Raw genomic sequence first — 21,119 nt, 5'->3', positions numbered from 1 at the left:
GCGTACGGGCTTGCAGCATGAGCCCCCTCACGCACTTCCGCGCTGGTGGCTTGAGCCGTAGCGCGCATCACTCATGAAGGTGAGTTGAGACCTCCTCGAGACTTCGCCGTATCCGGGGGCACAATCGCCCGCCGAGGAGGCCAAAGTTCGTGATGGGTCGTCAACTGACGTGTATTCCAAGGTAGTTGGCCGTAACGGCACATGCAGAATCGTGCCTTCTGGGGTCCCCCGAACGTGGCCCGCGCCCCCTCCGTCGCGGGCCTACGATCGGGGCGCCATGACAGCAGCAGAGAAGCATCAGGTAAGCCGGGCGTCGGCCTCACGCCGGGCACACGGGGGAAACCGCCTGAGCGGGCGCGCGGGCATCCGCGATGTCGCCGCCGCGGCCGGTGTCTCGATCACGACTGTCTCCGACGCCCTCAACGGCAAGGGCCGCCTCCCCGACGCGACGCGCAGCCATGTGCGCGAGGTCGCCCAGCGCCTCGGCTACCGGCCCTCGGCCGCCGCCCGTACGCTCCGCACCGGAAAATCCGGCCTGATCGGGCTCACGGTCACCACGTATGGCGAAGAACCGTTCACCTTCACCGAGTTCGCTTACTTCGCCGAGATGGCACGAGCCGCCACCTCGGCGGCGCTGGCCCGCGGCTACGCCCTGGTCATCCTGCCCGCGACCTCCCGTCACGACCTGTGGTCGAACGTCGCGCTCGACGGCACCGTCGTGATCGACCCCTCCGACGAGGACCCGGTCGTCACCGAACTGGTCCGCTCCGGCCTTCCCGTCGTCTCCGACGGACGCCCCGCCGGCTCGCTGCCCGTCACGGCCTGGGTCGACAACGACCACGAGGAGGCCGTGCGCGGCCTCCTCGACCACCTCGCCGAGGCGGGCGCCCGCCGCATCGGCCTGCTGACCGGCACCAGCACCGACACCTACACGCGGCTGTCCACCACCGCCTACTTCGACTGGTGCACCCGCGCCGGCCAGGAACCCGTCTACGAGCAGTACCCGGCGCACGATCCGCGCGCGGGCGCCGTCGCCGCGGACCGGCTGCTGGCCAGGCCCGACCGTCCCGACGCGGTGTACGGACTCTTCGACCCCAACGGCACCGACCTGCTCGCCGCGGCACGCCGCTACGGTCTGCGCGTGCCGGAGGACCTGCTGCTGGTGTGCTGCAGCGAGTCCAGCGTCTACGCCACCACCGAGCCGCCCATCACCACGCTCTCGCTCAAGCCCGGCCGCATCGGCAACACCGTGATCCACCTCCTCATCGACGCCATCGAGGGCGTCGGCGGCGACGCGCCGGTTCAGCAGGTGATGCCGACGGACCTCATCGTCCGTACGTCCTCACAGCGACGGCCGCCCCGCACCACCGTCAGCGCGCCGCGCGCACCCCGGCCCGGGAACGGGTCCGGCACCGACTGATCCCGCAGACGTACGACGGGCATTCGGGCCACGCGAGCGGCCGCAGAGGAGAGGGAGATTTCCGGAAGAATGCGCCACCTCCCGGCCCGCGAGCCGCAATTGCCACCCCCAGGTGCGTCACAAGCCGCTACCGGCGTTCCTATGATGGGGCGCACGACACCGGGACCCGGTCCCGGCCTGTGCGACCGTGGACCCACGGGTCGGCGTGACAGGCGACGGGCGGGAATCCCCGCCGGAGCAGGCAGGGCGAGGTCCGGACAGGTGCACGGCGGCGGCGCGATGGTGGAGGGGTCGATGACTCAGGGGGCCGGTCAGGGACCCGGTATCTGGCAGGGCGGCGGTGCCGCCGCGCACGGCACCGGGGTTCCGGAAGCGCCGTCCGCGCCCCTCGCGGACCCGCAGCCGACGCGGCCCGGCCGGCCCGGCCGGCCCGGCCGGCCCGGACAGCCCGCGCAGGCACAGGCCGCACAGGCCGGTCCTCTCGCTTCCGTGCAGTCCACCACTCCCGTACGGGAGGAGACCCGGACCGGCGAGCCGGACGACGGATACACCCCGACCGAGCGCGACCTGCCGGTCGTCGGCAGCGGCGACGACGAGGGCCGTGAGCCCACACTCGTCGACGTTGCAGCCCAGCCCGTCTCCGAGGAGGGCGACGGCCCGCTCTACGTCGTCGGCGACGTGCACGGCTATCTCGACGAGCTGCGCGAGGCGCTGCACGCCGCCGGTATCACCGACGACAAGGACGAGTGGGCCGCGGGCAACACCCGTCTGTGGTTCCTCGGCGACTTCACCGACCGCGGCCCCGACGGCATCGGCGTCATCGACCTCGTGATGAACCTCTCCGCGCAGGCGGCGGCCGCGGGCGGCTACTGCAAGGCGCTGATGGGCAATCACGAGCTGCTGCTGATCGGCGCCAAGAAGTTCGGCGACACCCCCGTCAACTCCACTGCCGGCACAGCCTCGTTCCAGGCCGCGTGGCTGCTCAACGGCGGCCAGCGCTCCGACATGGAGCGCCTGGAGGACCACCACATCCAGTGGATGTCACGGCTCGACGCGATGGCCCTCGCCGACGGCCATCTCCTCCTGCACTCGGACGCCACCTGCTACCTCGACTACGGCAACACGATCGAGGGCGTCAACGACGCGATCACCGAGGCGATTCAGCGCAACGACGCCGACGAGATGTGGGATCTGTTCCGGAAGTTCACCAAGCGCTTCGCCTTCCGGGACGAGTCGGGTTCCACGGCCGCCCGCGAGCTGCTCACCGTCTTCGGCGGGCGTCAGATCGTGCACGGGCACAGCCCCATTCCGTATCTGGTGGACGAGCTCGCCGCCAACGGCCTCGGCGAGGCGGGGGGCGCGGAGGGGGAAGAGGACGGCGTCCCCGAGGTGACCGGTCCGCATCTGTACGCCGACGGGCTCGCCGTCGCCATGGACGGCGGCGTGACCATGGAGGGGAAACTCCTCGTCACACAACTGCCGTTGGCCGAATAGCCTGTCAGGGCACTCCCCCTCGGACCGCTCGGAGAACCCGCACCGGGGCCGGCGGGCTCGGGGCGAGGACGGGCGTACGCGGGCACGGGCGGGCGCACAGCGGCGCGGAAGACGTTGCCGTGGAGAGCCAATTACCGGAAACTCTCTCTCAGGAAGTCCCGGACTCCCTCTAACATCGGTTCTGCCGCTGCGAATTCCCCTACCCTTCGCCGTGGCTGCCCCGCCCTTCCCCTTGGCCTGCCGGCCCGGGTGGGGGTCCCCCCAGCAGGGCGAGGGGGAGTGCCCCCATCGGCATCGGACGGCCCTACGGAGCATCGGGGGATGCACATGAACAGCGCTCCGCACCTGCTGCCGGAAGACCGGCCCGAGTTTGAGCGGGCCGTGGACGAGGCTCTGCGTGAAGCGGGCCGGCGTCCTGCCCTGGCGGCAGTGGGCGAGCAGATCAGCGCAGAGCAGCTGCGCGTGATGGCGCTCAGCGCCGCCACCGCGATCGCGGCCGACGCGGCCGAGGAGTACGAGCGGTATGTCGCGCTGCGAACTCGGCTGCGGCAGACGGCAGTCGGCGCCTCGTCCGCGTCGTCTTCCTCGGCGTCGTCTTCCTCCGCGCCGTCTTCCTCCGGCTCGGCGTCCTCGTCCGGGTCCCAGGCCTCCGGCTCGTCGGCCGCGCGGTCGCGCACCGGCGGCTCCGGCGCAGCGGAGGACGGCGAGCAGCGCGGCACCGGCGGCGGGCTCAGCCTGGCCGGTGTCGGCGAGGGCGTCGGCGAGACGGCGGGCGCCGGGCTGCTCGCGATGGTCTCCGTGCTGGTCCCGCTGCTCGCGGGGACGGCCGCCGTCATCTTCCTGCTGCTGGGCTATCTGCTGCGGGTGGTCTCACCAGAGCCCTCCATAGCCGCGCCGATGCGCGGCGCGGGCTGGGTCTTCGCCGTGCTGGCCGCGGCGGGAATCGTCGTGGCCATGGCGGAGCTGTGGCTGACGGCCCTGCGCAACGGCGCGGGAGCGCGCCGGAGTCAGCCGGGCGACGCCGGCTCGGACGCGGAGCGTACGGGGGGCGCCTCCGGCGAATCCCGTCTGAGCAGGGAGGTTTCGGCAGCACGCACGGTCTGGCGCGAGGCGCTGCTGGAGCGCGGCATCGTCCCGTTCCTCGCGGACGTGCTGGCCGCGCAGCCGGGCGGGCGCGCGCCCGGCCCGAGCAGCCCCGGAACGGCGGGCGACGGCGGCGGCCGGGACAACGGAACCGGCGGCTCGGCCCGTTCCGCGTACGCGGCGGCGCCGGAGGCATCGCACACCGGGGAGCGCGAGCGCACCCCGCGGCTCGGCTACTCCGGCCCGGACTTCTCCAGCCGCAGCCCGTCGGACGGCAACGAGGGCAGGGAGAGCACGGAGCGCGAGAGCCTCCGCCCGCGCTACTCCAGCCCGGACTACTCGAGCCCCGACTACGGCGGGCCCGACCACAAGCCGGAGTAGGCCCGGCTCCGGCGGTCGGCCGACCGGACCGAGGGCGGTGGAGCGGGAGCCAACCGGCGTCCGGGGCAAGCGCGTTGGGAGAGTCCTTCCGGCCGGCCCGGAGCAGGTCACAGGCGACAGAGAGCAGGGGACCAGGGGGCAGGCCGGGAGCCTAACCCCCCGCCGCCACGTCCAGGGCGCGCAGGACATCGGCGACGAGGTCGTCCGGGTCCTCCACGCCGACCGACAGCCGCACGAAGCCCTCCGGCACCGCGTCCCCGCCCCACCGCCCGCGCCGCTCCGCCGTCGAGCGGACGCCGCCGAAGCTGGTCGCCTCGTCGACGAGCCGGAGCGCGCCGAGGAACCGCTCCGCGTGCTCCTTGTCCGGCAGCGTGAAGGAGACGACGCAGCCGAAGCGCCGCATCTGCCGCAGCGCCGTCCCGTGCGCGGGGTCGCCGGGCAGCCCGGGGTGGCGTACGCCCGTGACCTCGGGGCGGTTCAGCAGCGCCCCGGCCACCGCGAGGGCTCCGTCGGCCTGGCGTCGCGTCCGTACGTCCAGCGTCGCCAGCGAGCGGTGCGCGAGCCATGCCTCCATCGGTCCGGGAATCGCGCCGACCAGCTTGCGCCACTGCCGCACGCCGGCGGCCAACTCGGCGTCGCGGCAGCTGACATGGCCCAGCAACAGGTCACCGTGCCCGGTGAGCGCCTTCGTGCCGCTGGCGACGGAGAAGTCCGCGCCGAGTTCGAGCGGGCGCTGGCCGAGCGGTGTCGCGAGGGTGTTGTCGACGGCCACGAGCGCGCCGCGCTCGTGCGCGGCGCCGGCCAGCCGCCGGATGTCGCACACGTCCAGCCCGGGGTTGGACGGCGACTCGATCCACAGCAGCGACGCCCCGTCGAGCAGGCCGAGTTGGGCGTCGCCGGCGGTGGGCGCGGTGCGCACCTCGACGCCGAGCCCGCTCAGGCGCTCCCGCATCGGTACGAGGAGGTTGTAGCCGTCGTCGGGCAGTACGACGGCGCTGCCGGGCCGTGCACGGGAGAGCAGCACGGCGGAGATGGCCCCCATGCCGGAGGCGAAGGCGACGGTGTGCACGCGCTCTTCGCCGGCGTCCGCGGGCGACTCCAGTTCGCCGATGGCGCGTTCGAGGGCGGTCCAGGTGGGGTTGGCGTCGCGTCCGTACGCGTAGGGAGCGGCGCCGATGTCGCCCGGCAGGTGGTAGTGGGCCGCGAAGACCGGCCCGGGAAGCGGCGGTTCGTATGGCTGCTCCTCCGGGAGGCCCGCCCGTACGACCCTCGTGGCGTCGCTGTCACTGCTCATGATGGTGCTCTCCCGTGCCGTGCCCGGGGCCGCGGAGCGCCCGCTCGTCTGCCTGCCCGCCGACCGTCCCGCCCCCGCCCGCGTCCCGTCAGCCCAGCGCGGCGCGCGCGGCGGCCCCGCTCTGCGCGCCGTAGCCGGTGCCGAAGAGGACGGCGTGCACCAGCAGATGGTGCAGCTGGTGGAGGGGGACGCGCTCGGCGCGGCCCTCGATGGGATGTACCTCGTCGTACGCGGCGAGGATACGGGAGAGCTCGGGGCAGCCGAACAGCTGGAGGAACGCCAGGTCGGTCTCGGGATGACCGCCCTGCGCGGCGGGGTCGATGAGGCGGGCGCGCGGGCCGACGTGCCCGGGAACGGGGCCGTGCTGGTCCGCGGTGGTCCAGTGCACGTTCCCGGACCACAGATCGCCGTGGATGAGTGCCGGGGGCTGCGGCGGCCCCGCGATCTCGTGGATCCGTCCGCACAGCCGCTCGACGTCGCGGGCGTCGGCCGGTTCGATGTTCCCGCGGTCGACGGCCTCGCGCAGGAACGGCAGCAGCCGGTACTCGGCGTGGAACGCGGGCCACTCGGCGGGATCCGTCACGGCCGTGGCGGGTGAGGGCAGCGGCAGGGACCCGATGTACGCGGTACGTCCGGGAGTTCCGTACGACAGGGCGCTGGTCCGGTGCAGCGCGGCCAGATCACGCCCGAGACCCTCTGCCTGCTCGGCGGTGGGCTCCCCCGGCTCCAGCCACTCCAGTACGAGCAGATCGTCCTCCACGGCGAGCACGTCCGGCACGGCCACGGTGCCCGTCACCGCGAGGAGCGTGAGCCCGGCGGCCTCCGCCTCGAAGAAGCCGGGCGGGCTGTCGGAGAGCGTCTTGGCGAACACCTTGCGGTGCATGCCGTGCGGACCGCCGCGCAGCATGATGCTCCAGGCGTCGCAGATGTCCCCGCCGGCGACGGGGAACACGCGGGTGGCCTCGTCGGCGCCCGTCAGCTGCGCCACGCGGTCGGCGAGCGCGGGCATCAGCCGGTCTCTCCGCCGGGCCGCCCGCCGACGGCCCCCGCGGGTCTCCCGTCCAGCGTCGCGGCGACCTCGGAGAGCAGGCCGGGCATGGCTGCCTCCACGAGACGCAGCACTTCCTCGAAGCCCTGGGTGCCGCCGTAGTACGGGTCGGGCACGTCGAAGCCGAAGCCGTCTCCCTCCGAGGCGGTCGGGTCGTAGCTGCGCAGCAGGCGTACCTTCGCGGCGTCCTGCGGGGTGGGGGCCAGGGCGCGCAGTTCGCGCTCGTGGCCCTCGTCGAGGGCGACGATCAGGTCGTGCTCGTCGAACCAGCCGGGGTCGAACTGCCGTGCCGAATGGACCAGTTCGTAACCGGCGGACTCCAGCGTTCGGACCGTGCGCGGATCGGCCGGGTCGCCGACGTGCCAGCCGCCCGTGCCCGCGCTGGCGGCCGTGATCCGGTCCTCGAGCCCGGCGTCCGCCACGTGGGAGCGGAAGACGGCCTCGGCCATGGGCGACCGGCAGATGTTGCCGGTGCAGACGAAACAGACGCGGAAGGTGTCCATGCGGTCTCCGTGCTCGCTCTGTGCCGGCCCGCGGCCGGCGCTGGTGCTGCGGTGTCTCGCTGTCGTCGCTCGCGCCGCGGGGCTGTCAGTCCCGGTCGGGGACGACCATGTGCAGCGCCCACGCCACGATCGAGATGATGAGGCCGCCGAGGAAGGCCGTCCCGAATCCGTCCACATGGAAGCTCACGTCCAGCTTGTCCGCCACCCACGACGTGAGCATCAGCATCAGCGCGTTGATCACGAGCGTGAACAGGCCGAGCGTGAGCACCAGAAGCGGCAGCGAGATGAGCTTCAGCAGCGGCTTGACCACGAAGTTCACGACACCGAAGATCAACGCCACGACTATCAGCGTCAGGGTCTTCGAAGCGGTGTCCGCACCGGTGAGTTCGATGCCGGACACCAGCCATGTGGCCACCGCGAGGGCGGCCGCATTGGCGAGCGTCTTGATGAGGAAAGTCGTCATAGTGTGATCGTGGCAGAGCCGGACTCCCGGGTCACACCAGGCCCGTGAATCCGCAGTCCGGCGCGCACATGCGGACAAGGACCAGCACGAGTACGAGCACGAGCACGAGAACACGTACGAGGACCTACGAGGACGAGGGCAAGGGGTGGGCGGGGAGATGAAGGAGTTCCGGCTGGAGGAGCTGGAGGCTCAGCGGACCGCGCACGAAGGCGCGTACCTCCAGTTCCTGCGGGAGCGCCACATGTCCGTCGGGCTCTACGCCCTGGACCGGGGCACCACGGATCCGCAGAAACCTCACAAACAGGACGAGGTGTACTTCGTCGTCAGCGGGCGGGGTGCGATCACGGTCGGGAACGAGACCACGGCCGTCGCGCGGGGCAGCGTCGTCTACGTACCGGCGGGAGTGCCGCACAAGTTCCATCACATCGCGGAGGACCTGCGGGTGATGGTCGTCTTCGCGCCGCCCGAGAGCTGAGCCCGTCCCCCCTGGGTCCGCCTGCGCAGCGCACGGCTCAGGGTTCGGGTAGGGGACGGTTCAGGGGAGGGCCGGGGTCACCGGCACTCCCGGTGCGGCCCGCGGCGCTCTAGCATCGAAGGGGAAGCGGCGGCAGAAGATGCGGCCGTCGCGCAGGAGCCCGTACTTCACCGGCCCGTCACGAGCGGGGCCGGTCCGGCCGACAGGAGCGAGCCATGGACGCCAAGGGGATCTTCACCAGCCTGCCGTGGTGGGTGAAGTGGGTCGCGATCCCGGTCATCGCCGTCGTCGTCTTCGGCGGTCTCATCGCCAGCATCGTCGGCTTCCTGATCGGCCTGCTCTTCAAGGTGCTGATCTTCGCGGCGCTCGTCGGGGGCCTCATCTACCTCGTGCGCCACTTCACTTCGGCTTCCTCCTCTTCCCGTTCTTCCCAGCGCGACGAGTGGTGACCTCCGCTTCCGTCCGCACGGGCCCGTCCGTGCGGACGGCGGTGTCACCGCCCGTGCCGCCCGCACCACCCGCGGCCACCGCGCGCCGCCGGTCCGAGGAGACGACGAGGGCGGCGAGCAGCGTCGTCACCGGCACGGATGCGACCAGCCCTATCGAACCGACCAGCGTCCGGACGATCTCCTCCGCCACGACCTCGCTCGTCGCCACCGTCGTCACGCCGCTTCGCGCGATGGAGAACAGCAGCATCAGCGGCAGCGCCGCGCCCGCGTAGGCCAGCACCAGGGTGTTGACCACCGAGGCGATGTGGTCGCGGCCGATGCGCATCGCCGAGCCGTACAGCTTCCGCCAACCGGCGCCCGGATCGGCCTCCTTGAGCTCCCACACAGCCGAGGTCTGCGTGACCGTGACGTCGTCGAGCACGCCGAGCGAGCCGATCAGCACCCCGGCCAGCAGCAGACCCTGGATGCCGATGCCCGGGAACAGGCCGTGCACCAGGCCCGTCTGGTCGTCGGTGTTGCCGGTCAGGTGCGCCCAGTCGATGAACAGCGAGCCGAGCACGCCGATCAGCAGCAGCGAGACGAGCGTGCCGAGCACGGCCACGGACGTACGGGCGGACAGGCCGTGGCACATATACAGCGTCGCCAGCATGATCGCGCTGCCGCCGACCACCGCCACCACCAGGGGATTCGAACCCTGAAGTATCGCGGGCAGGATGAACAGGCTCAGCACCGCGAAGCTCACCGCCAGGCCGACCAGCGCGAGCACGCCGCGCATCCGCCCCACCAGGACGACGAACAGCGCGAAGATGCCGGCCAGCAGCACCATCGGCACGTCGCGGTCGACGTCGATGACGCTGTAGCGCAGCTCGCGCGGCGCCTTCTCGGCATAGGCGACGACCACGTCCTGGCCCGCGGAGTAGGTGCGGGTGGCGTCCGGCGTGATGACCTCGGTGAAGGTGCTGCCCTTGTCCTTTCCGGCGGTCACCTCGACGGTCGCCTTACGGCACGGCCCGGCGGGCTTGCCGGTCGCGCCCTGGCCTCCCGCCCCGGCGGACTGGCCCGCGGACTGGCCCGGCTGCTGCGGGGGCTGCTGCGCGTTCACGTCCTTGCAGTCGACCACCTTCACCGCCGTCACGCGTGCCGGGAGCGTGGGCCGGTCGAATCCGACGCCGCTGGGGCCGCCCTGCTTCGGCACGCCGCCCGGCCACAGCACCGCCATCCCGGCGAGGACGGCCACGGCGAAGGGGATCAGCACCGCCGCGATGACCTTGCGCAGATGACGGGAGACGGGCGCGGGGGCGCCGTGGCCGTGCCCATGGCTGTGGCCGTGTGCATGGCTGTGTCCGTGCGCGTGACCGGGGACGGGCCCCTGGCCCGGGGCGGGGCCGGGCACTTGACCAGGACCGGGACCGGCACCGGCACCGGGCGGCTGCGAGTGGCCACGCGCGGGCGGCTGCTGTCCGTACGCGCTCCCGTACGGCCTCCCGTGCGCCTGTCCAGATCCCTGCCCCTGCCCCTGCGGCTGCCCCGGTGGGCGTGCCCGGGGATCGCCCTCACGCTCCTGTCCCGGAACCGGAACAGGTTCGGAGGAGCCTGGCGCGTGCCGGTCCGGGCGGGACCGAGGAAACGGAGTCACCCCCCGATCATCGCAAAGGCCCGGCCGAAGGGGGCCCTTTCATCACCTGCTTCATAGCGTTAGCGTGAAGGTGCCTTTGCAATCGCGGGAGCTCCGAGCACGGGGCTGAGAGGGCGCTGACCTCCGTACGACCGTCAACGGGCAACGGAGAAGGCTGCGTCGACCGCCGAACCTGTTACCGGGTAATGCCGGCGTAGGGAGTTGGTCCGATGACCATGCAGGATGCACGTACCCCCTCGGCCGAGAACGCGGTTCGCGAACTCGGCTGGCACAAGGGCTACTTGAGCGGATCGCGCCCGGACCTGCGGGTCCCGGTCCGCCGTGTGCACCTCACCAGCGGCAAGGATGTGACGCTGTACGACACATCCGGGCCGTACACCGATCCCGCCATCGACACCGACGTGCGCCGCGGGCTGGCCCCGCTGCGCCAGAACTGGATCATCGAACGCGACGACACCGAGGAGTACGCGGGCCGTGAACTGCGGCCCGAGGACGACGGAATCAAGCACACGACACCACGCGGCGGCAGCCTGCGCGGCGGCGGAGCGGCCGCGGATCTCACCGGTCTCGACGCCGTCTTCCCGGGCCGACCCCGACGGCCCCGCCGGGGCCGCGAAAGCCCGGGCGGCGGCGCGTCCGTCTCCCAACTCGCCTACGCCAAGCGCGGCCTGGTGACGCCGGAGATGGAGTACGTGGCGGTGCGCGAGAGCCGCACACCGGAGTTCGTACGGGATGAGATCGCCGCGGGCCGGGCCGTGCTGCCCGCCAACGTCAACCATCCCGAGACCGAGCCGATGATCATCGGCAAGAACTTCCTCGTGAAGGTCAACGCCAACATCGGCAACTCCGCCGTCACCTCCTCGATCGAGGAGGAGGTGGAGAAGATGACGTGGGCGACCCGCTGGGGCGCCGACACCGTGATGGATCTCTCCACCGGCCGCAACATCCACACCACACGCGAGTGGGTGCTGCGCAACTCGCCCGTCCCGATCGGCACCGTCCCGCTCTACCAGGCGCTGGAGAAGGTCGACGGCAAGGCGGAGGAGCTGAGTTGGGAGGTCTACAAGGACACCGTCATCGAGCAGTGCGAGCAGGGCGTCGACTACATGACGGTGCACGCGGGCGTGCTGCTGCGGTACGTGCCGCTGACGGCCCGCCGTAAGACCGGCATCGTCTCGCGCGGCGGCTCGATCATGGCCGCCTGGTGCCTCGCACACCACGAAGAGAGCTTCCTCTACACGCACTTCGCGGAGCTGTGCGACATCCTGCGCACGTACGACGTCACCTTCTCCCTCGGCGACGGCCTGCGGCCGGGTTCGATCGCGGACGCCAACGACGAGGCGCAGATGGCCGAGTTGGACACCCTCGGCGAACTCAACCGCGTCGCGAGGGAGCACGACGTCCAGACGATGATCGAGGGCCCGGGCCACGTCCCGATGCACAAGATCAAGGAGAACGTCGACCGCCAGCAGGAGGTCTGCGACGAGGCGCCCTTCTACACCCTGGGCCCGCTCACGACCGACATCGCTCCCGGCTACGACCACATCACCAGCGGCATCGGCGCGGCGATGATCGGCTGGTGGGGCACGGCGATGCTCTGCTACGTCACACCGAAGGAACATCTGGGCCTGCCCGACCGTGACGACGTCAAGACGGGCGTGATCACCTACAAGATCGCGGCCCACGCGGCCGACCTGGCCAAGGGGCATCCCGCGGCACAGGAGTGGGACGACGCGCTCTCGGACGCCCGCTTCGAGTTCCGCTGGGAGGACCAGTTCAACCTGGCACTCGATCCGGACACGGCGCGCTCCTTCCACGACGCGACGCTGCCGGCAGAGCCGGCTAAGACGGCGCACTTCTGCTCGATGTGCGGGCCGAAGTTCTGCTCGATGAAGATCAGCAAGACGGTCATGGAGAAGTTCGGTCCGGACGAGTCCGAAGCACTCACCGACGAGGAGGTGGAGTCGGGCATGCTCGCCAAGTCCCGCGAGTTCGCGGAGGCGGGCAACAGGATCTATCTCCCGGTCGCCGACTAGCCGGAGAGCCGGCCGGTACGGCACCGGAAGCGCGGAAGGCCCCGGAGCGGCGACATGCCGCTCCGGGGCCTTCCGGTGTCTGGCTCCAACGGCCGTTGCGGAGCGTTGAGTTCACGCGGGCGCGAGGACGGCGGGTCCCTCCCGCTGCCGCTGACCAGTACGGAGTCCTCGCGGAACCGTCGCGCAGTCGCCGCGGGTTCACCCGCCGGTTCCGTCCCATTCGCCCCACGACGATCGGGCAACGCTGTTTTCAAGCCCCCTCAGCCAGAGCCCGCCCATTCCCGTGGGCGGCAGACGGTCATGACAACGGGAGACGCACGGACGGTCGCGCCCGGCAGCCCGGCCGCACGGCGCGCAGCAGGCGTGCACCACCGGAGCGACTCCCTCCGTTTCCGCGCCCGCACGTGAGCGAGCAACGACGGCGTCCCGGGCCCGGCTGATCGCGATCACGGCCCACCGCGGCTGCCGATCCGTCCACATGCCCCCCACATTCGTACCTCTCGGTAGCCGGCCGCCGGCCGGACTCCATGGCACTCGGGGCGAGTTGTTGATGTTGACCGGATAACAGGTGGTGCGGTCCGGGCGGTGGCACCATGACCGGCCCTACGGCTTATGGGGGTTGGGGAGATGGGTCGCTGGGAGCGGTGGCTGACGCTGACCGTCGTATCGATGCTGACGTTCACGCTCTCCGTGTGGCTCAGCGACGAGGTGCTGCCCTGGGGCCAGGAAGCCCGCATCGGAACCGGTACCGGCGCGGGCGCGGTGCTCGCGGCGCTCGCCCTGACATGGGGCAACACCTGGGCGGGCGCCCCTCGTTCACTCGAACCGCCGCCACAGCGCGCCGGCGAGGAGTGGGTCGTGGAGCGTCCCGCCGAGGCGGACGAGGTGGTACGGGCCCTGCTGCGTCGCTCGCCCTCCGCCGTCCCGTACGGCAACCGCGCCGTCGGCGGCACGACCGTCGGCCTGCACGGCGCGGGAGGGTTCGGCAAGACGACGCTGGCCGAACTGGTCTGCGGCAACCCGTCGGTGCGCAAGCACTTCAAGGGCGGCATCTACCCGTTCACGATGGGACGCGACATCCGCAGCAGCGCCGCCGTCGCGGCCAAGGTCAACGAGGTCGCGCGGTTGATCACCGGCGACACGGCGACCTTCGAGGACCCGCGTCTCGCCGGCCGCCACCTGGGACGCCTGCTCAGCCGGCGGCCGCCGACGCTGCTGGTGATCGACGACGTGTGGCACGCCGAACAGCTGCGGCCGTTCCTCTACGGGGGCAGACACTGCGCCCGGATCGCGACCACCCGCGTCCCCTCTTCCTTACCGGGCGACGCGCTGCGGGTCCGCGTCGACCGGATGACGTCCGGACAGGCGCGGCAGGTCCTCGCCTGGGGTCTGCCCGCCATGGACTCCGCCGTGACGCGGCGGCTGCTGCACGCCTGCGGCGACTGGCCCCTGCTGCTGCGGCTCACCAACCGGATCCTCGCCGCCGACCTCGAACTCGGACGCCCGGCGGAGACGACGGCCTCGGAGGTCCTCAGCCGGCTGCGCGCCGACGGGCCCACCGCTGTCGATCCTCCGCAGCGCTCCTCGACGGCGCCGGGCGAGACTCCCGGGCCGCAGCCACAAGCCGTGCGGTCGACCATCGAGGCGAGCGTGCGTCTGCTGCCCGGCGACGGCGCGGCCCGCTTCCGGGAGCTCGGCGTCTTCGCTGAGGACGAGTCCGTTCCCGTCGGCCTGATCACCCGGCTGTGGCAGGAGACGGCCGGTCTCGAGGCGCGGGAGGGCCGCCGCCTGTGCCACGACATGGCCGATCTCTCCCTCGTCGTCCTGCGGCCCGAGGCAGGCACTCTCACCCTCCACGACGTCGTACGCGAGTATCTGCGCGGCGAACTCGGCCCGCGGAACCTCGCCCGGCTCAGCGCATCGCTGCTGGACGCCGTGGCCGGCGGCCTTCCCTCGGCGGAACCGCTCGCACCCGGTGAACCCGGCCCCGGCACCGCATGGTGGCTGGAGGAAGACCCGTACCTCGGCAGCCATCTGATCGCCCATCTGCTGGACGCGGGACGCTCCGAGCAGGCCGAGGCGACCGCGGGCGATCTGCGATGGGTCGAGGCACGGCTCGCGCAGCACGGTCCGAGCGCTCCGTACGCGGATCTCAGCCGTATCCCCACCGAGCGAGCCGCTGCACGTGCCGGAGCCCTCGCCCGCGCCGCGCATCTGCTCGCTCCCACCCGGCCGGAGCACTCCCTGGCGCCCGTACTGCACAGCCGCATCGGCCGGGAACCCTGCTGGCAGGACCAGGTTGCCGAGCGCCGGACCGAACTGCAGCAGCCGCATCTGGTCAGCCGGTGGCCTCTTCCCGACCTGCTCGGCAACAGCCTCAAGCGCACTCTGACCGGGCACTCGGGACGGGTCACGTCCGTGGCCGTCGCACCGGACGGCGACTGGCTGGCCAGCGCGGGCTGGGACCAGACCGTGCGGCTGTGGAACGCGAGCACTGGCGAGGAGATCCGGACTCTCGACGGCCACACCAACATCGTCACCGGCGTCGCCATCGCACCGGACGGCACCTGGCTCGCCAGCGCGAGCTGGGACGACACGGTGCGGCTGTGGAACACGCACACCGGCGAGCTCATGCACACCCTCGACGGCCACACCAACTTCGTCACGGGCGTCGCGGTCGCCCCCGGCGGCACCTGGCTCGCCACCACGGGCGCCGACCACACAGTGCGGCTGTGGAACGTCCGTACGGGACGCCTCTTCCGCACTCTCGGCGGTCATACGGCCACCGTCACCGGCGTCGCCGTCGCACCCGACGGCACCTGGCTCGCCACCAGCGGCGCCGACCACACCATCCGCATGTGGGACGCCGGCTCGGGCCGCTGCCGCCGCACGCTCACCGGGCACAACGGCCGGGTCACCGGGCTGGCCGTCGCACCGGACGGGAGCTGGCTCGCGACGGCGGGTGAGGACCAGATCGTGCAGATCTGGGACGCCGTCAGCGGCCGGTACGAGCGCACCCTGACCGGGCACACCGACACGGTGACCGCCCTGGCCGCGTCGCCCTCCGGCACCTGGCTGGTGACTACGGGCGAGGACCACACCGCACGTGTGTGGGACCTGCGTACGGGACAGGAGACGCGGACGCTCAACGGCCACACGGACGCCGTCACCGGCGTCGCCGTCGCGCCCGACGGAAGCTGGCTCGCGACCACGGGCGCGGATCGCACAGTACGCATGTGGAACGCCGGAGCCGGACGGCGGAGCCACACGCTCACCAGGCACAACCGCCGCGCCACGAGCGTCGCCGTGTCGCCCGGCGCCGACCGCCTCGCCAGTACCGGCGAGGACGACACCGTGCAGATCTGGGACACGGGCAGCGGGGGTCATCTGCACACCCTGACCGGGCACACGGACCGCGTCACGGCGCTCGCCTTCGCACCTGACGGCCAGTGGCTCGCGACGGGCAGCAACGACAGCACCGTGCGGATCTGGAACAGCGTCACCGGCCACCACCTGCGCACGCTCACCGGGCACAGCGACCGCATCACCGCCCTCGCGGTCGCGCCGGACGGCGAATGGCTCGCCACCGTGTGCGCGAACCGCACTGTCCGGCTGTGGGACCCGGAGACCGCACGGCATCTGCGCACGCTGGCCGGGCACACCGACCGCATCACCGGGGTGGCGACCGCACCCGACGGAAGCTGGCTCGCGACAAGCAGCTGCGACCGGACCGTACGGATCTGGAACAGCGGTACGGGGCGGCAGTCGCGGCTTCTCACGGGCCCAACGGAGCGCATCACGGGCCTGACCGCCGCACCCGACGGAAGCTGGCTGGCCACCGCGGGCGAGGACCACACCGTGCTGCTCTGGGACGTGCACAGCGGGGAACCGATGCGCAGCCTCGCCGGGCACAGCGACCGCATCACCGGGCTCGCCGCCGCACCGTCGTCCACCCGGCTCGTGACCACTGGCACGGACCGCACCGTGCGGCTGTGGGACACGGCGACCGGTGACTGCGTGGCCATGATGCGCGTGGACGACGAACTCCGGTGCTGTGCGTGGGCCCCGGGGCAGGGCGCGTTCGCGGCGGGCGGCAAGCGGGGCCTCTACCTGTTCGACATCCGGAACGACGCCACCATCGCCCCGCCCGCGGGGGACGGCGACTGAGCCTCGCCAGGCCGCCCCTGTTCCGAACTCCACGGTGCCTCAGGGGTGTTCGGCGGGGAGACGCCAGAGAGAAGCGGAAGACGTGGCGGGCGCGCGGTTGCCCGCACGCACGACGCGGTCGTGGCGAGTCGCCTCCCGCATCTGCGTATCGCCGCGAACCCCCCTACAGGCCGGAGCGGTTCGAGGCTCCCCCCTCATGCCTCGAACCGCCCGGTCGCGGCTCAACGCGCGAAGAACCGCCTACACCAGGTTAGTTGACTCTGCGTCAATGTCCAGTGACGGAGACGACATTATCGATATACCTCTGTGGAGATATTCACTATTGCATGTGCGGGTTCCGTGGGGTTAAAGGGATAGGCGACGGTGATCAGGTCCGGATGTCCGTACATCCAGGGAGATCGGTGTTTGGCCTGCCGCCCCGTGGGCCAGACCTCATCCATGGCCCATGAGCTTCCCGTGGTCAAGCGCACCGCACGAGCCCTGCTCCTCGACGGAGACGACACCGGAACCCCCGACCTCGTACTGATCAAGAGAACCAAGCCAGGCCGTGAGCCGTACTGGATCACTCCGGGCGGCGGTGTCGAGCCCGGAGTGGACGCGACCGTCGTCGACGCGCTGCACCGCGAGGTCGACGAGGAGTTGGGCGCGAAGGTGACGGACGTGGTCCCGGCGTTCGTCGACACCGTTCCGCACACCAACGACGCGGGCGAGACGGGCGTGAAGGTGCAGCACTTCTTCGTCTGCCGTCTCGCCTCGATGGACCTCTCCCGCAGGCACGGCCCGGAAGTGGACGAGCCGTGCGGTCTCTACGAGTTCGTGCGAGTGCCCTTCACCCGCGAGGGCGTCGCGTCCGTCGAGGTCGTACCGCCCGCGCTGCGGGCATACCTCGACAAGAACATCGAGGGCGTACTGGCGCTCCTCGCCCGCGACCTGGGGTAAGGGCCCTCATCGGGCCCCGCCGAAGCGATGCGTGGAGTGTGAAATGCGCGCGGGAGGAGGGCGGTTGCTCCCTCCTCAGCCGAACCAGCCCTGGAACGGGCTCCTTTCGCTCACCGCACCGCGCCGCTGCGCCTCGGCCAGCGCACGCTCGGCCTCCTGGCGCCACGCCTGCGGATCGGAGCCGCTCGTCGGGAACTGGAATCCGCCGGACTGCGCACCGCGGGCGGCGAGCGCGCCGGACGCCCCGTCCATCGCCGTCGGGCCCGTCTGTCCCTGCGGGTCGACGGACGCGGTGGGGAATCGCGGGGGCGGCGGCATCTCCGGCCACTCCCAGTCCGGCGAGCGGCGCTGCTCCGGTACGGCCGGGGTCTCGGACGTACCGCCGGAGTCGTGAGCCGAGTCCGCGTGCGCCACTTCCCGGGCGAATCCCCGCAGTTCGTCGTACGCGACGGACACGGCGGACTGTTCGGACGCAGCCGTCCCCGCGGTCGACGGACCCGCCGCGTCCGGGGCGAACGAAGCGGAAGTGGAAGCGGTGGAAGGGGAAGCCGTGGATGAGGGGGCGGTGTAGGCGGCCTCCGCCGACTCGTGCCCCGCGGGCTCGGCGAGCTCGGACGGAGCGGTGTGCTCGCGCTCTCCGCCCGCGCCCGGCGCCACGCGCTCACGCGCGTCGCGCGCCGTGCCGAAGAAATCCCCGCCCTTGCGCTTGTAGTCGTCGGTGCCCCAGTCGCGGGCGGTGCGCCGAGGAGCCTTCTGCATCTGCGGGATGTGCTTCGCGCAGTGGATGTAGGCCTCTTCGACCTCGATGTGCACCCACAGCTGTGCCCGCCGCCCCGGCACGGGGTCCTCGGGCAGGTGCGGGTACGCGGCGCGCAGCTCGTGGTCGTCGACGATGGTCGCCCGGCCGTTGATGTGCAGACCGATCCGTGCCCGGGTGAAGTCGATCAGCATGATGCCCAGGTTCGGGTTCTCCTGGATGTTGCCGAGGCTGGCGTGCACGCCGTTGCCCCGGTACTCCGGGTAGGCCAGGGTGCGTTCGCCCAGCACCTGGAGGAAGCCCGGAGGACCGGCGCGGAAGCTGCTGTCGCATGCGCCGGAGCCGTCGGCCGTCGCGAGGAAGAACATCTCCTGGCGCTGCACGAACTCCCGCATGCGCTCGTTGAGATGATCGAGCACCTGCTCGTCGTAGAAGCGCTCCGCACGGTCGGCCGTGCCCAGCCTCCGTTGCAGCAGCCGCTCCCCGTCACTGCCCGGGCGCCGGCGCGGCCCTTCCGGTTCCGCCCTGCCGTGTTCAGGTTCGCGCCCGTCCAGTCGGGCGTCCGGTTGCCCGCCCCGCCGTTCGCGCTCAGGCTCGCGTCGGTGCTCCTGCCCGAGTTCGCGCTCCTGCCCGAGTTCGCGCTTCAGCTCGCGTTCGCGCTCGTGCCGCTTCTCGTGGTCCTGCCCCGCCCGTGAGTCCTGCCCGACCCACGGACGTGGCTCCTCCGCCTCAGCCACGCCGCTGACCCCATTTCCTTCCTGTGCCTCGTTCTCGTTCTAGTGCGCTCTGTCTCGCCGTTCTCGTTACGCTTCCGCGGATGCCGGTGGCAGTGCCGCCTGCTCATTCCGGCGTACGCTCACCGCCGGCGATCAGTTCCGCCAGCGAGTCGTGCCGTATTCGGTTCGCCGGGACACCGGAGGCCACGAGTGCGTCCACCCCGCTGCGAATCATGCCGGGCGGCCCCGAGAGATAGCCGGTGTAGGCGGACCATGGACCGTACTGCCTCACGGCGTCCGGGAGTTGACCGGGCAGGGCGTTCGCGAACGCCGAGCCCGGCGGGGTGGCCACCACGGGACGGACGGAGAGCCAGCCGTGCTGCTTCTCCATTCGCATCATGGTCTCCAGGTCGTACAGATCGTGGTCGGTGCGCGCACCGTAGAAGACCTCGACGGGCCGTGAACGGCCGTGCTGCGCGACGTCCTCGACGAGCGCTCTGATCGGCGCTATGCCCGTGCCGCCGCCGACGCAGAGCAGCCCGCTGTCGGTCTTGTGGTCGACGGTCATGCTGCCCGCCGGCGGACCGAGCCGCAGTACGTCGCCCGGCCGGGCGCGGTTCACCAGCGCGCTGGAGACCCAGCCGCCGGGAACGGCCTTCACATGGAGAGTGAGCAGCCCGTCGGAGCGCGGCGAGGACGCGAGCGAGTAGTGCCGCCAGACCCGGGGCCACCACGGCGTCTCGACGCTCGTGTACTGGCCCGCGAGGAACGGGTACGGGTTGTCGGGGCGGAGCGTGATCACGGCGATCTCGGACGTGCGCAGCTCGTGCGAGACGATCTGCGCGTTCCACCAGGCCGGGGCGCGCTGGGCGTCGTCGGCGGCGGCGTCGATCATGGCCTGCGAGATCGTGGTGTAGGCGCGGACCCACGCGTCCTCGGCGTCCTGGCCCCAGGTGTCCGGGGCGTACTGCGCGAGGGCGCCCAGCAGGCACTCGCCGACGACGGGATAGTGCTCGGGAAGCGTTCCGTACTTGCGGTGGCCGCGGCCCAGACCCGCCAAGTACTCGGAGAGCGCGTCCGGTTCGTCGCTGAGCCGTACGGCGGTGAGCAGCGCCCGGAAGAGCCGGTCGCGCTGGGTGTCCATGGAGGCCGGGAAGAGCTCGCGCAGCGCGGGCTGCCGGACGAAGAGCAGTGCGTAGAAGTACGAGGTGGCCGCGTCGGCGCGCGGCTCGACCTCGTCCAGGGTGCGCCGGATCAGCGCGGCGTCGCGCGACTCGACGTCCGCGGCGGGCTGTGCCTCGGCCGCGGACCCGCCGTCGTGCGCGGCGACTTGGGGCGGGGCCGGTCTCTCCGCCGGTGGCGGCGGGCCCGGCCGGGGCGGGGCGGCGGGAGGCGGTGGCGCGGCCGCGGAGGGCCGGGGCGGATGCGCGGGTGGAGGCCCGGGACGCGGCGGGGCCTCGGGGTCGTTCGCCGCCGGGGCCTGCGGCTTCGGCTGAGCCTGGGGCTGGGCCTGGGCCTGTCCGGGAGCCCCGGTCGGCGGGGCCGCGTTGGCTTCGGGCCCGCCGTGGCCGTACGGGGAAGGTGCGGGGTGCTCGCGGGGTGCCTCGGGGCCGCCGCCGGACCAGCCGCCGGGCGCCGGTGCTCCGCGCGGCCCGTGGCCGGGAGCGGCCCCGGGGTCGTCCGCGGTGCGGGGCGAGTCAGGGGTGCGGGCCGAGTCGGGGGCGCTGGGAGTTCCGTCGGGAGGAGTTCCCGTGGGGGGAGTCCCGGTCCCGGGGGCTCCCGTGTAAGGGGAGTTGCCGGAACGGGGGCCGTTCGCGCCGGGGTCCGGCGGTGCCGGCACCGGTATCGCGGCCTCCTCGGGCGTCTCGGCCCACAGCGCGCGGCCGGCTCCGGGGCCGGTGGCTATCGGGCTCAACGGCCGCGTGCCCGTCCCGTCGCCGCCGTCGGCGGCTCCACGCGGGGCGCCCGCCTGCGGCTGCGCGGAGGGTGCTCCGGCCTGCCCGCCCTGCCCGTACTGCTGTTGCCCGTACTGCTGCTGCTCGTGCTGCCGGTGCTGGTACTGCTCGTACTGCTCGTTCTCGCGGGACGCCGCAGCCTCGGCGGCCTCGGTGGCCGGCTGCGCAGGGGTGAACCACCCCCAGCCTTCGTCGTTCTCACTTCTGCCGTCCCCCGCGGACGGACCGTTACCGGCCGATGTGGTCGTCATGGTCTGCCTCGCCTCGAACTCCTACGAACAATCTGCGCACTTGCGCATTCGG

At 72.1% G+C, this 21,119-nt stretch carries 15 protein-coding genes; 8 read left to right on the top strand and 7 right to left on the bottom strand.

Annotated features, from left to right (window positions below; all coding sequences use genetic code 11):
• Positions 1-277 precede the first annotated feature (277 nt).
• The 3 genes from QQM67_RS23445 (at position 278) to QQM67_RS23435 (ending at position 4,378) form a co-directional block, all read left to right on the top strand.
• Entirely contained in the window at positions 278-1,420 is a 1,143-nt protein-coding gene (locus QQM67_RS23445) for a LacI family DNA-binding transcriptional regulator (protein WP_314176116.1), read from the top strand.
• Between the two features lie 294 nt (positions 1,421-1,714).
• Positions 1,715-2,914 (top strand): metallophosphoesterase, encoded by a 1,200-nt coding sequence (locus QQM67_RS23440; RefSeq protein WP_314176114.1) that lies wholly within the window; start codon positions 1,715-1,717, stop codon positions 2,912-2,914.
• A gap of 321 nt (positions 2,915-3,235) precedes the next feature.
• A complete protein-coding gene (locus QQM67_RS23435; RefSeq protein ID WP_314176113.1) occupies positions 3,236-4,378 on the top strand; it encodes a hypothetical protein in 1,143 nt (380 codons plus the stop codon).
• Positions 4,379-4,529: 151 nt separating this feature from the next.
• Here the strand turns inward: QQM67_RS23435 and QQM67_RS23430 are convergent, their stop codons facing one another.
• The 4 genes from QQM67_RS23430 to QQM67_RS23415 all read right to left on the bottom strand — a co-directional run bounded on the left by QQM67_RS23430 (position 4,530) and on the right by QQM67_RS23415 (position 7,686).
• The gene (locus QQM67_RS23430) at positions 4,530-5,672 is read right to left on the bottom strand and encodes a cystathionine gamma-lyase (RefSeq protein WP_314176111.1); all 1,143 of its coding nucleotides are present in this window, start codon (positions 5,670-5,672) and stop codon (positions 4,530-4,532) included.
• Between the two features lie 88 nt (positions 5,673-5,760).
• Positions 5,761-6,681: a fructosamine kinase family protein gene (locus QQM67_RS23425; protein ID WP_314176110.1), complete on the bottom strand. Its 921-nt coding sequence runs from the start codon at positions 6,679-6,681 to the stop codon at positions 5,761-5,763.
• Complete coding sequence (locus QQM67_RS23420) at positions 6,681-7,223, bottom strand: low molecular weight protein-tyrosine-phosphatase (protein WP_314176109.1); 543 nt, start codon at positions 7,221-7,223, stop codon at positions 6,681-6,683. Before QQM67_RS23420 ends, QQM67_RS23425 begins: the two co-directional genes overlap by 1 nt.
• A gap of 85 nt (positions 7,224-7,308) precedes the next feature.
• Entirely contained in the window at positions 7,309-7,686 is a 378-nt protein-coding gene (locus QQM67_RS23415; protein ID WP_314176108.1) for a phage holin family protein, read from the bottom strand.
• A gap of 157 nt (positions 7,687-7,843) precedes the next feature.
• Here QQM67_RS23415 and QQM67_RS23410 point away from each other — a divergent pair, with 157 nt between their 5' ends.
• Positions 7,844-8,161, top strand: a complete 318-nt coding sequence (locus QQM67_RS23410) for a cupin domain-containing protein (RefSeq protein ID WP_314176106.1) — start codon at positions 7,844-7,846, stop codon at positions 8,159-8,161.
• 215 nt (positions 8,162-8,376) lie between these two features.
• Positions 8,377-8,610 (top strand): DUF5326 family protein, encoded by a 234-nt coding sequence (locus QQM67_RS23405; protein ID WP_314176105.1) that lies wholly within the window; start codon positions 8,377-8,379, stop codon positions 8,608-8,610.
• Here QQM67_RS23405 and QQM67_RS23400 read toward each other — a convergent pair.
• The gene (locus QQM67_RS23400; RefSeq protein WP_314176103.1) at positions 8,561-10,003 is read right to left on the bottom strand and encodes a YibE/F family protein; all 1,443 of its coding nucleotides are present in this window, start codon (positions 10,001-10,003) and stop codon (positions 8,561-8,563) included. The genes QQM67_RS23405 and QQM67_RS23400 overlap by 50 nt on opposite strands.
• A gap of 452 nt (positions 10,004-10,455) precedes the next feature.
• Here QQM67_RS23400 and thiC point away from each other — a divergent pair, with 452 nt between their 5' ends.
• The 3 genes from thiC to QQM67_RS23385 all read left to right on the top strand — a co-directional run bounded on the left by thiC (position 10,456) and on the right by QQM67_RS23385 (position 17,388).
• Positions 10,456-12,282 (top strand): phosphomethylpyrimidine synthase ThiC, encoded by a 1,827-nt coding sequence (gene thiC / locus QQM67_RS23395; protein WP_314176101.1) that lies wholly within the window; start codon positions 10,456-10,458, stop codon positions 12,280-12,282.
• Between the two features lie 627 nt (positions 12,283-12,909).
• On the top strand, positions 12,910-16,449 hold the full coding sequence (locus QQM67_RS23390) for a WD40 domain-containing protein (RefSeq protein WP_314176100.1): 3,540 nt from the start codon (positions 12,910-12,912) through the stop codon (positions 16,447-16,449).
• Between the two features lie 438 nt (positions 16,450-16,887).
• Entirely contained in the window at positions 16,888-17,388 is a 501-nt protein-coding gene (locus QQM67_RS23385) for an NUDIX hydrolase (protein ID WP_314176098.1), read from the top strand.
• 75 nt (positions 17,389-17,463) lie between these two features.
• On the opposite strand, the gene QQM67_RS23380 is transcribed toward QQM67_RS23385, so the two are convergent.
• Both QQM67_RS23380 and QQM67_RS23375 read right to left on the bottom strand, forming a co-directional pair.
• Positions 17,464-18,882 (bottom strand): pyridoxamine 5'-phosphate oxidase family protein, encoded by a 1,419-nt coding sequence (locus QQM67_RS23380; protein ID WP_314176096.1) that lies wholly within the window; start codon positions 18,880-18,882, stop codon positions 17,464-17,466.
• A gap of 103 nt (positions 18,883-18,985) precedes the next feature.
• Positions 18,986-21,067 (bottom strand): globin domain-containing protein, encoded by a 2,082-nt coding sequence (locus QQM67_RS23375; RefSeq protein ID WP_314176094.1) that lies wholly within the window; start codon positions 21,065-21,067, stop codon positions 18,986-18,988.
• Between the last annotated feature and the right edge of the window lie 52 nt (positions 21,068-21,119).

Source organism: Streptomyces winkii (assembly GCF_032248595.1).
Lineage (GTDB): Bacteria > Actinomycetota > Actinomycetes > Streptomycetales > Streptomycetaceae > Streptomyces > Streptomyces winkii.
This window is presented reverse-complemented; position numbering and strand designations above follow the sequence as displayed.

What these genes read in the sequence shown, in the direction of transcription:
- QQM67_RS23410 (WP_314176106.1), top strand. Translation starts at nt 7,844, where the DNA reads ATGAAGGAGTTCCGGCTGGAGGAGCTGGAGGCTCAGCGGACCGCGCAC.
- QQM67_RS23435 (WP_314176113.1), top strand. Translation starts at nt 3,236, where the DNA reads ATGCACATGAACAGCGCTCCGCACCTGCTGCCGGAAGACCGGCCCGAG.
- QQM67_RS23430 (WP_314176111.1), bottom strand. Translation starts at nt 5,672, where the DNA reads ATGAGCAGTGACAGCGACGCCACGAGGGTCGTACGGGCGGGCCTCCCG.
- thiC (WP_314176101.1), top strand. Translation starts at nt 10,456, where the DNA reads ATGACCATGCAGGATGCACGTACCCCCTCGGCCGAGAACGCGGTTCGC.
- QQM67_RS23440 (WP_314176114.1), top strand. Translation starts at nt 1,715, where the DNA reads ATGACTCAGGGGGCCGGTCAGGGACCCGGTATCTGGCAGGGCGGCGGT.
- QQM67_RS23375 (WP_314176094.1), bottom strand. Translation starts at nt 21,067, where the DNA reads ATGACGACCACATCGGCCGGTAACGGTCCGTCCGCGGGGGACGGCAGA.
- QQM67_RS23420 (WP_314176109.1), bottom strand. Translation starts at nt 7,223, where the DNA reads ATGGACACCTTCCGCGTCTGTTTCGTCTGCACCGGCAACATCTGCCGG.
- QQM67_RS23445 (WP_314176116.1), top strand. Translation starts at nt 278, where the DNA reads ATGACAGCAGCAGAGAAGCATCAGGTAAGCCGGGCGTCGGCCTCACGC.
- QQM67_RS23405 (WP_314176105.1), top strand. Translation starts at nt 8,377, where the DNA reads ATGGACGCCAAGGGGATCTTCACCAGCCTGCCGTGGTGGGTGAAGTGG.
- QQM67_RS23425 (WP_314176110.1), bottom strand. Translation starts at nt 6,681, where the DNA reads ATGCCCGCGCTCGCCGACCGCGTGGCGCAGCTGACGGGCGCCGACGAG.
- QQM67_RS23385 (WP_314176098.1), top strand. Translation starts at nt 16,888, where the DNA reads ATGGCCCATGAGCTTCCCGTGGTCAAGCGCACCGCACGAGCCCTGCTC.
- QQM67_RS23390 (WP_314176100.1), top strand. Translation starts at nt 12,910, where the DNA reads ATGGGTCGCTGGGAGCGGTGGCTGACGCTGACCGTCGTATCGATGCTG.
- QQM67_RS23415 (WP_314176108.1), bottom strand. Translation starts at nt 7,686, where the DNA reads ATGACGACTTTCCTCATCAAGACGCTCGCCAATGCGGCCGCCCTCGCG.